This is a genomic window from Echinicola sediminis (assembly GCF_054777495.1).
In genome coordinates this window covers 1-8,996 of the sequence record NZ_BAAHAP010000147.1, presented here as the reverse complement: position 1 = coordinate 8,996, position 8,996 = coordinate 1, and the positions used below count along the sequence as shown (strand labels likewise).

The window sequence follows — 8,996 nt, the reverse complement described above, 5'->3', positions numbered from 1 at the left end:
AAAATTTTCTACCAATCTTTTTGACTCATCAGTACTTCCATCATCTATAACCAAAACCTCAAAGTTTCGATAAGTCTGGTTGATTACCGAGCTCAATGCTTCCTTTAAGTATTGAGCTCGATTATAATTTGGAATTATTATTGAAATCATTTAATAATGCTCAAAAGTAGCGCTTAAATTTAAGAATAGGTTTTTCAATTAAATAGAATGAAAAAGTTGATAATAGAACAGTAAGTCCTAAAAAAAAACAAAAACTAAACGCGTACATATTATACTGTATTATTCCAAACCGTCCAAAACCACTAAAATCAAGATTATTCCAAAAACTCTTAAAGCTAGGCATTAGCAAAAAGAAAAGAATCCAATGATATAAATAAACTCCATATGATATTTTCCCTAGGTATTTAACTGGTTTTAGTTTAAAAAATCTATTTATTAAATTGGTTTGATCTCCTGAAACTGCCTTAACAATAACTATACACGCGATCCCCCCTGCAAAGAGATTTAAGATAGGTTTTATTACCATATAAGAATAATCCTCATAATAAGAAGTAAGCCAGAAGGTGATTAACAAACATAGCACAACTATGGAGGGAATTTGGCTGATCTTATCAAATAGACTGGATTTAAAGCATTTTAAATAGGCCAAGCCACCACCAATACAAAGGGCATCTAAAGCCGAAAATAGACTGGAGTGTATAATGCTCTCATAATTTCCCATAAAAAATATAGCAAGGTATTTAAAAATCACTGAGCCTAATAAAGTAAATAAAATCAACCATTTATAGTTCACCTTATTAACAAACAGCAAGATAAATGGCCAAATTAAATAGAACTGTTCCTCGACACATAGAGACCATATATGCATAAAAAGATCATTTTCAGCTCCAAACCAAACTTGACCTACATTTAGTGTATATGATAAAGTCCACGGCAATAACTCCCTACTCTCGTTTGAATTGAAAAATCCCAGTATTAAGATAGTCAAATAATAAATCGGGAAAATTCTAAGAAGCCGTTTTGCAAAAAAATTCTTTAGTATAGTTTTAGGAGAAATATCATTATAAATTTCAATAAATAATATTTCTGTAATTAAGAAACCACTTAACACAAAAAGGAAGTTTACGCCTAAATACCCCAATTTCAAAAAAATCAGGTGGGGGAAAAATTTAATCACAATCCAATGTGAAAGCAATACTAGAAACACGGCTACACCTCTAAACCCCTCTATATTGGGATAAAACGATCGCTTCATTATATTTTAAGCATCTTTTTAAAACTTACTACAGTCTCTACTATTCCATTCCCCAATAAAGGAAATAAAATCGCTTTCCAAGTTTGTCGCAAACGCCACCCATCAATAACAGAAATACGTAATACTCTAATTGTGTTTCGATAATCTTTTGCATTAAGCATCACTTTGTAGCTGAAATCCAACAAGTCCTTTCTATAAATTTCTCCCTTCTTTCTGTTATTAGGAAGAGCTTGACCTTTGAAAGGCTTAATAGGAGGAGCTATTTGAACTCCTCTTTGAAGCCTATCATTTCCATTTATTGCTCTTTCATCTGCCAGTTCAAATGCTAAATCTCTATAATAGGAGGTAGTACCCTTAAAAACTTGTGTAGCAGAAGTCGCATTCATTCTAACGAAATAAGAGCAGTAATTCAGAACAGCGACATCATAATGTTCCAATATTCTTAACCACAAATCAGTATCTTCAGAAGTTTTAAATTCAGTTCTATAACCTCCCACTAAATTAAAAACTTCTTTTTTGATCAATACTGTAGCATGCGTAATTGGTGAATACGGATTAAAATGCTTCCTCTTGACTTTCACAAAAGTTTTGTTTTTAAAATAACTATCCTTTGGCTGTTTAAAATCATAGGCGATTTTTCCTCTATCGGTCATAAAAGCGACCTGAGTAGAAACCAGTCCAAAATTGTCATATTCTTTTAAAAAGTTTAATTGCTTTTCCAGTTGGTCTGGCAAACAAAAATCGTCTGCATCGTGACGCCAAATATATTCACCTCTTGCTAAACTAACTCCCTTGTTTAAAGACCTAGAGACCCCCATATTGTTTTGATTAACAATAATTATTCTCGGATCATCAAATGACTCAATCACTTTTTGAGAGTTGTCTTTGCTTCCATCATTAATTATTATAAACTCAAAATGTGAATAGGTCTGCTTTAAAACTGATGAAATAGCTTCGCTAAGGTAAACTTCACCATTGTAAACAGGCATTATAACTGTTATCAAAGGATGATTACTACTCATATAATTAAGCAAAATAACGTTTTAATTTATTTATTGGATTCTCAACAAGGAACCAAGATAATGAGGCTATTAAAATTAAATAGGTTATGTTTTTCATAAATATAAGCTGATTTGAATGCTGATATTCCAAAAAGACAAAACTGCCTCCAAATAATTTCATTTCAGCAAATGAAATTATAGCAAAAATAAAAAAAAAGGGTCCGTGATATAAATACACTCCGTAGCTAATCTTTCCTAGAAAAACAAAAGGCCTTAACTGAAAAAACATGTTTTGGTAGTGTTTTTTATCATTTATCAAATAAGCAATTATAAAATAGCTCCAAATTCCTATTATTGAAACGAAAAAAGTATGATAAAACAAAGTCCCAGAAAAAATTATGATGAAAGTAAACAACAAATAAGTTAGTAATAATACCTTTCTTTTTGGAAAATCTAAAACATTTATTCCATTTCTCAAACCATAAGCTAAAACACCTCCCATAGCAAATAAATCGATGTTACAAGGCATTAAAGTTACACTCGAAATATTCAAGTCTGGATTATCAAAATAATAAATAGCCAGCATCATTGCCGTCAAACGAAATAATGGCCCCGCTATAATACATCCTATTAATAGTTTCTTGAAATTACCTGAGGAAGTTAAAAATACAATTGCAGGCCATAAAAAATAAAATTGTTCTTCTACAGCCAGTGTCCATAAAGGCCCCATTGTTCCTAACCATGATTGACTTAAATACGTCTTAATGTTTACTGTATAACTTAGCAGCCAAAATAAATTTTTTGTAACTATTTCATAATTCATAAAATACAGAAAACCTATCAGCAAAAAGTAAATTGGAAAAATTCGAATAGACCTCCGTATTTAAAAATTGCAAAAAGCTTTTTTCAATGAATATCTTTTTCTTTCAATATCCTCTTTACTTTTCAGTAAAATGTTTGTTATTAAAAAACCACTCAATACAAAAAAGATAGTTACACCTATTTTTCCTATATCAATAAAAAAATCATGTAATAGCCAATGTTGAATTATTACCAGGCTAACGGCCACAAATCTCAGGAAATCTAAATTTTTATAGTAATTCATTTTGTTTTAATTCCAAGATGAAGGTAATACTACTTTAGCTCTTGAATCATATGGAGTGGTTCTTTTTATAAGTTTCTCATTTTGGAGCACGCGCATCGCCAAGCAATTTTCAATGTAATCATAATTTTCCCCAAAATCAGTCCCTGCCCAAATTGAGATAACATAATTTCCAGGTGCTAAATTTACGTTTTGAACTTTGACATGTACTTCACTCTCTCCATTATGATTAAAATCACATTTAAACCTGTCATCCGCGCTGTTTATATGAGCGACAAATTCATTACTATCATTTCTAATATCCAATGAAAGGCTTACATCCTTTATATCATCATTTTTTTTCAACTTTAATTTAATATCCAAAGCTTCGCCCAGTCCAACCTCTGTTTTAGAGGTGCTATAACTTTCAAATTGCACCTGTTTGGTTCCTAATCTTTTCCATTCAGAACCATTTAGTAGATCCTCCTGATAGCGATTAAGGATATCACGAGTTAGTCCCACCTGAGCAATCGTGCCTTTATCCATTAATAAAGCTCGTTGGCAAAGCATTTCAATTGTTTTCAAATTATGGCTAACAAATAGTACTGTCCTACCTCCTTCTTTGGAAACATCTTTCATTTTACCTATTGCCTTTTTTTGAAACTCTGCATCTCCCACAGCCAATACTTCGTCAACTATTAAAATTTCGGGATCCAAGTGTGCTGCCACTGCAAAAGCCAACCGAACATACATGCCAGAAGAGTACCTTTTCACCGGTGTATCGATATAACGTTCACATCCAGCAAAGCTTACTATTTCATCAAACTTTGCCCTTATTTCAGGTCTGGTCATCCCCATAATAGCCCCATTTAAAAAGACATTTTCACGCCCTGTTAATTCAGGATGAAAACCTGTCCCTACTTCCAATAAAGATGCTATACGCCCTTTTGCCTTTATGCTACCCGTGGTGGGCGCAGTTACTCTACTTAATAATTTTAACAACGTGGATTTTCCAGCACCATTTTTCCCAATTATTCCAAGCACCTCCCCAGGCATCACTTCAAAGTTTATATCTTTCAAGGCCCACACATAATTGGAATTACCCTTTGTAGTTCTATCATTAGATTCTCCTATTTTGAGATAAGGATCTTCTTTTCCCCTTACTTTGTGCCACCAGCGGTTTACATCATGGGAAAAAGTACCAGTCCCCACTGTTCCCAAACGGTACTGCTTGCTTAAGTTCTCTATTTTAATGGCAGGTTTCATAGCTGCGAATTTGATATCTTATTAATTGATTATTTTCATTAAGAAAGGTTAAACCTAAACTGTGTCCATAAAAGTTTTTTCTACCTTGTTAAACGTAATTGTTCCTATACAAAGCATTAATATCATCATACCAAAACTATAACTTAGGCTCATCCAACTAAAATTACCCGCACTAGTAAAAGCATATCGAAATGCTTCTATAATAGCACTCATAGGATTTGCCATTATAAGTAGCTTAATTGTAGGATTGGAAATGGAATTGGAAGGGTATATAATTGGGGTTGCATACATGCCCAATTGGATAGCAAAACCAATCAAAAAGCGAAAATCACGGTATTTGGTTGTCATAGCAGTAATTACTAGGCCCAAACCCAAAGCTAAACCAGCAGTAATTCCTATTAATGCAGGGATAAATAGTAAATAAGAATTAGGCTGCATGGGAGCATCGGTAAAAATCAAATAGTAAAGATAAACCAAGATAAATAGACCAAACTGAACCCCAAAAGTTAGCAACTTGGAGATTATAATACTAAGTGGTGTGATTACTCTTGGAAAATACACCTTTCCAAAAACGCTGGCATTTGTAACGAATGTTTCAGAAGTAGTCCTTAATGCCTCGGCAAAATAATTCCAACTGACAATCCCTGCCAAATAGAAAACAGCTTGCGGTATGCCGTCAGTGCTCATTTTGGCGATCCCCCCAAAAACAACCATAAACATAATGGTCGTTAAAATAGGTTGGATAAAAAACCATATAGGACCAAAAATGGTTTGTTTGTAAACAGCCACAAAATCCCGCCTAACAAACAATAATAACAAATCCCTATATCCCCAAACCTCCTTTAGGTTTAAATCCAACAATCTGGATTTAGGATAAATTTCTAAGCTCCAGTCTTCAGTATCTTTACTATTCATATATTTTTCTTTACTATAATTTGTGATAATTCATAACCGATTTATTGCCTAATCAACAGTCTATCATATTATATAAATCTTGATAATAGGTAAAGTGAACAACCTAAAATCAGGCTCTAAAAACTCCCTACATTTTCTAAATGTGTTTAATAGGATTAAGCGTTAAAGAGACTTCCCCTAACCTTTAAATACATTAATGGTTACCAATCTGGATACTGCGTCAGGCTCATTCCTCGCCTTAGCAGCGACGTTTTCAGCGGTTGAGACTTCTACGGTTCCTTCATCCTCTCGCTGTGACGAAATGCGAAGCAAGCTTAGACTTCGTATTCTAAGGTGAAGAATAATTTTGTTATGTGTTACTGATTAATAGTTAATGGAGCCAAACAATTAACCATTAACTCCTTTAACTCCTAACCTCCCTCCCCCTTCAGGGGGTCGTGGAGTTAAATTACTCCGCTTGCGTCAAGACCTTATGTCCACCTTTTTTAAGATAGAGATCTCTTTTAAACAGTTCTACATCTGCCTCCATCATATCTGTCACCAATCCCTGGAGATCATATTCAGGAACCCAGCCCAGTTTTTCTTTCGCCTTGGTGGGATCCCCAATAAGTAACTCTACTTCGGTTGGACGGAAGTACTTCGGGTCGACCTTGACAATGGTTTTTCCGGTTAATTGTTGAATCGTCGAATTATCGAATTGGTTACCGGTTGCCTTTACGTATCTTTCTTCATCAATGGAGTCAAGTACCCCAATCTCATCTACCCCTTCTCCCACGAAACGTAAGTGTAAACCAACATGGGCAAAGGCCATCTTCACAAAGTCCCTAACTGTGGTAGTTACTCCAGTAGCAATGACCCAGTCCTCTGCCTCCTCAGCTTGAAGAATCATCCACATCATGCGCACGTAATCTTTGGCATGTCCCCAATCCCTTTTGGCATCCAAGTTACCTAAGAAAATCTGCTCCTGTAATCCTAGCGAAATCTTAGCTGCCGCCCGGGTAATTTTTCTGGTCACGAAGGTCTCGCCACGTAAAGGGGACTCATGGTTAAAAAGAATACCGTTACAAGCAAAAATATTATAAGCCTCTCGGTAATTCACAGTGATCCAGTAGGCGTACATTTTGGCCACGGCATAGGGAGAACGGGGATAAAAGGGGGTAGTTTCCGTTTGGGGAACAGCCTGCACCAATCCGTATAGTTCTGAAGTAGAAGCCTGGTATACCCTGGTCTTCTTTTCCAAGCCCAAAAAGCGAATCGCCTCCAAGATCCTCAATGTACCTATCCCATCTGCATTGGCAGTGTATTCAGGAGTATCAAAAGAAACCTTTACGTGGGACATAGCCGCCAAGTTATAGATTTCATCAGGCTGTGTTTCCTTAATGATTCGGGTAAGGTTCATGGAATCGGTCATATCACCGTAGTGCAATACCAGCTGGGGATTTTCCACATGGGGATCCTCATATAAGTGGTCTATACGGTCCGTATTAAAAAGCGAAGATCTACGCTTAATTCCATGTACTTTATAGCCTTTTTCCAGAAGTAACTCGGCCAAATAGGCTCCATCCTGTCCGGTTATGCCTGTGATTAAGGCTGTTTTTTGAATTCCGTTATCCATTTAATATGTCATTTTTTTTGTTTCACAGTGTAGCCCAGAGTAATACACAGTGTTGCTCGGAGTTTTTATTTGTTACACAAAGTTTCTCAGAGTACTACACAGGGTCGCTTAGAGTATTTGTTTCTCTTGTTAGAAAGCGCTTGCACTGCGTTATTCTCAGAGTTAAAGTATTAGTCTTTTAATCCCATTTTTCAGGCTTTTTGTATTAAAATTTAATAGCAAGCCTAATTCTTTGTTTGAAAGCTTCAAATAAGTCAATACTTGAGCAATATGTACATCAGTAAATTGTTCCACAGTTTTAAGTTCAACCACAACTTCCTTCTCAACAAGCATATCAATTCTATACCCACAATCTAATTTAACTTCCTCATAAATTAACGGTAAAGGCTTTTCAAGCTCTACTACCAAACCTTCCTTTTCCAATTCATATTTTAAACAAGCCTGGTAGGATGACTCTAATAAGCCAGGCCCCAAAGCTGTATGAACCTTATAAGCTGATTTTAAAATTAGTTCGGTTATATTATTTAATTCCATAAAAGAGTAATTTCTCTGTGTTACTCTGTGATACCTCTGCAAAACTCTGTGTAACTTAAAGCTGTGCCACTTACATTTTAACTTGCTTAAAAGAATCAATATTCTCCAAAAACCACTGATACGTCTCTTTAATCCCCTCTTCCAATCCAATCTTTGCTTCCCAACCGGCATCGCGCATCTTGGACACGTCCATTAGTTTCCTAGGGGTACCGTCTGGTTTAGAACTATCCCAAATAATTTCTCCCCTATGACCAACGGTCTTCTGGATCAGCTCGGCCAATTCTTTAATCGTTAAATCCTTTCCGGTCCCCACATTATAAAGATTGTCCTTGAAGTCATTTTCCAGGGCAAATACCACCGCATCTGCCATATCCTCCACGTGCAAAAATTCCCTCATTGGTGTTCCCGACCCCCATAGTTTGACAGGCTCACTGACCTCAGCGCCAACACTTTTTTCCTTTGCTTCATGGAATTTACGGATCATAGCAGGTAAAACATGGGAAGTTTTCAGGTCAAAATTATCATAAGGACCATATAGATTGGTGGGCATCAAGGAAATATAATCCTTACCAAACTGCTTTCGAATGGCCTCGCAAGCTTTTACCCCTGTAATCTTTGCAATAGCATACCATTCATTGGTAGGTTCCAATGAAGAGGTCAACAAACTTTCCTCTTTCAATGGTTGACTGGCCATTTTGGGGTAAATACAGGAAGATCCTAAAAAGATAAACTTTTCAATTCCATTCAGGAGAGATTGGTCTATTAAGTTATTCTGGATTTGCATATTTTCCATTAGAAACTGATAGGGGTAGCTATTATTCGCCAATATCCCCCCTACCCTGGCGGCTGCATCGATTACCACCTCCGGCTTTTCCTCTTCGAAAAAATTACATACTGCCTGTTGATTTCTTAAATCCAACTCTTTGCTGGTTTTTCCAACCAACTGTTTGTATCCTTTTGCTTCCAGGGCTCGCCAGATTGCGGATCCAACCATCCCTCGATGACCTGCTATATAAATTTTGGTATTGTGATGAAGCATCTTGTTTTACTATTAATTTATAATTAAAAGTCGAGTAGGTAAGGGGAATTTCACCCCAAACCTCTCACAGCACCGTGCGTGATAGTCTCCCATCACACGGCGCTTCCAAAGTTAGGCCTCCTGTTCTTGCCAAGGGTTGGGGGTACTAATTGCCAGTGGGCGAACAGGTTTGGCTTTCCACGGTAGACTGTTTCCAGCCACCTGATTGCCTTTCGTTTCCCAATCCTCCTTTTCTGGGCCATCTTCCATTCTATCAGTTTCTTGTTCAGCCAGAACCATAATCCCACTGT

The 8,996-nt window shown here is 36.2% G+C and carries 8 protein-coding genes and 1 pseudogene; all 9 read right to left on the bottom strand.

Annotation, left to right across the window (positions count from 1 at the left end; genetic code table 11):
- Positions 1-150 (bottom strand): glycosyltransferase family 2 protein (locus ACYVAA_RS21385; protein WP_460545767.1); only part of this gene is annotated, 150 nt, incomplete at its 3' end.
- Between the two features lie 10 nt (positions 151-160).
- Positions 161-1,255 carry an acyltransferase family protein gene (locus tag ACYVAA_RS21380; protein WP_460545764.1) on the bottom strand — a complete coding sequence of 365 codons (1,095 nt, stop codon included), beginning with the start codon at positions 1,253-1,255 and terminating at the stop codon, positions 161-163.
- Positions 1,255-2,277: a glycosyltransferase family 2 protein gene (locus tag ACYVAA_RS21375; protein ID WP_460545761.1), complete on the bottom strand. Its 1,023-nt coding sequence runs from the start codon at positions 2,275-2,277 to the stop codon at positions 1,255-1,257. Before ACYVAA_RS21375 ends, ACYVAA_RS21380 begins: the two co-directional genes overlap by 1 nt.
- Before the next feature lie 4 nt (positions 2,278-2,281).
- Positions 2,282-3,361 (bottom strand): annotated as a pseudogene (locus ACYVAA_RS21370) (acyltransferase family protein).
- 6 nt (positions 3,362-3,367) lie between these two features.
- On the bottom strand, positions 3,368-4,603 hold the full coding sequence (locus ACYVAA_RS21365; RefSeq protein ID WP_460545758.1) for an ABC transporter ATP-binding protein: 1,236 nt from the start codon (positions 4,601-4,603) through the stop codon (positions 3,368-3,370).
- A gap of 54 nt (positions 4,604-4,657) precedes the next feature.
- Entirely contained in the window at positions 4,658-5,518 is an 861-nt protein-coding gene (locus ACYVAA_RS21360; RefSeq protein WP_460545755.1) for an ABC transporter permease, read from the bottom strand.
- 448 nt (positions 5,519-5,966) lie between these two features.
- Positions 5,967-7,133 (bottom strand): GDP-mannose 4,6-dehydratase, encoded by a 1,167-nt coding sequence (gene gmd, locus ACYVAA_RS21355; protein WP_460545752.1) that lies wholly within the window; start codon positions 7,131-7,133, stop codon positions 5,967-5,969.
- Positions 7,134-7,295: 162 nt separating this feature from the next.
- Positions 7,296-7,667 (bottom strand): GxxExxY protein, encoded by a 372-nt coding sequence (locus tag ACYVAA_RS21350; RefSeq protein ID WP_460545749.1) that lies wholly within the window; start codon positions 7,665-7,667, stop codon positions 7,296-7,298.
- A 70-nt stretch (positions 7,668-7,737) separates the two neighbouring features.
- The gene (locus tag ACYVAA_RS21345) at positions 7,738-8,706 is read right to left on the bottom strand and encodes a GDP-L-fucose synthase family protein (RefSeq protein WP_460545746.1); all 969 of its coding nucleotides are present in this window, start codon (positions 8,704-8,706) and stop codon (positions 7,738-7,740) included.
- Between the last annotated feature and the right edge of the window lie 290 nt (positions 8,707-8,996).

Bases quoted from the DNA above. Each gene is read 5' to 3' on its own strand.
- ACYVAA_RS21360 (WP_460545755.1), bottom strand. From the start codon at position 5,518: ATGAATAGTAAAGATACTGAAGACTGGAGCTTAGAAATTTATCCTAAA.
- ACYVAA_RS21365 (WP_460545758.1), bottom strand. From the start codon at position 4,603: ATGAAACCTGCCATTAAAATAGAGAACTTAAGCAAGCAGTACCGTTTG.
- ACYVAA_RS21345 (WP_460545746.1), bottom strand. From the start codon at position 8,706: ATGCTTCATCACAATACCAAAATTTATATAGCAGGTCATCGAGGGATG.
- ACYVAA_RS21375 (WP_460545761.1), bottom strand. From the start codon at position 2,277: ATGAGTAGTAATCATCCTTTGATAACAGTTATAATGCCTGTTTACAAT.
- ACYVAA_RS21380 (WP_460545764.1), bottom strand. From the start codon at position 1,255: ATGAAGCGATCGTTTTATCCCAATATAGAGGGGTTTAGAGGTGTAGCC.
- gmd (WP_460545752.1), bottom strand. From the start codon at position 7,133: ATGGATAACGGAATTCAAAAAACAGCCTTAATCACAGGCATAACCGGA.
- ACYVAA_RS21350 (WP_460545749.1), bottom strand. From the start codon at position 7,667: ATGGAATTAAATAATATAACCGAACTAATTTTAAAATCAGCTTATAAG.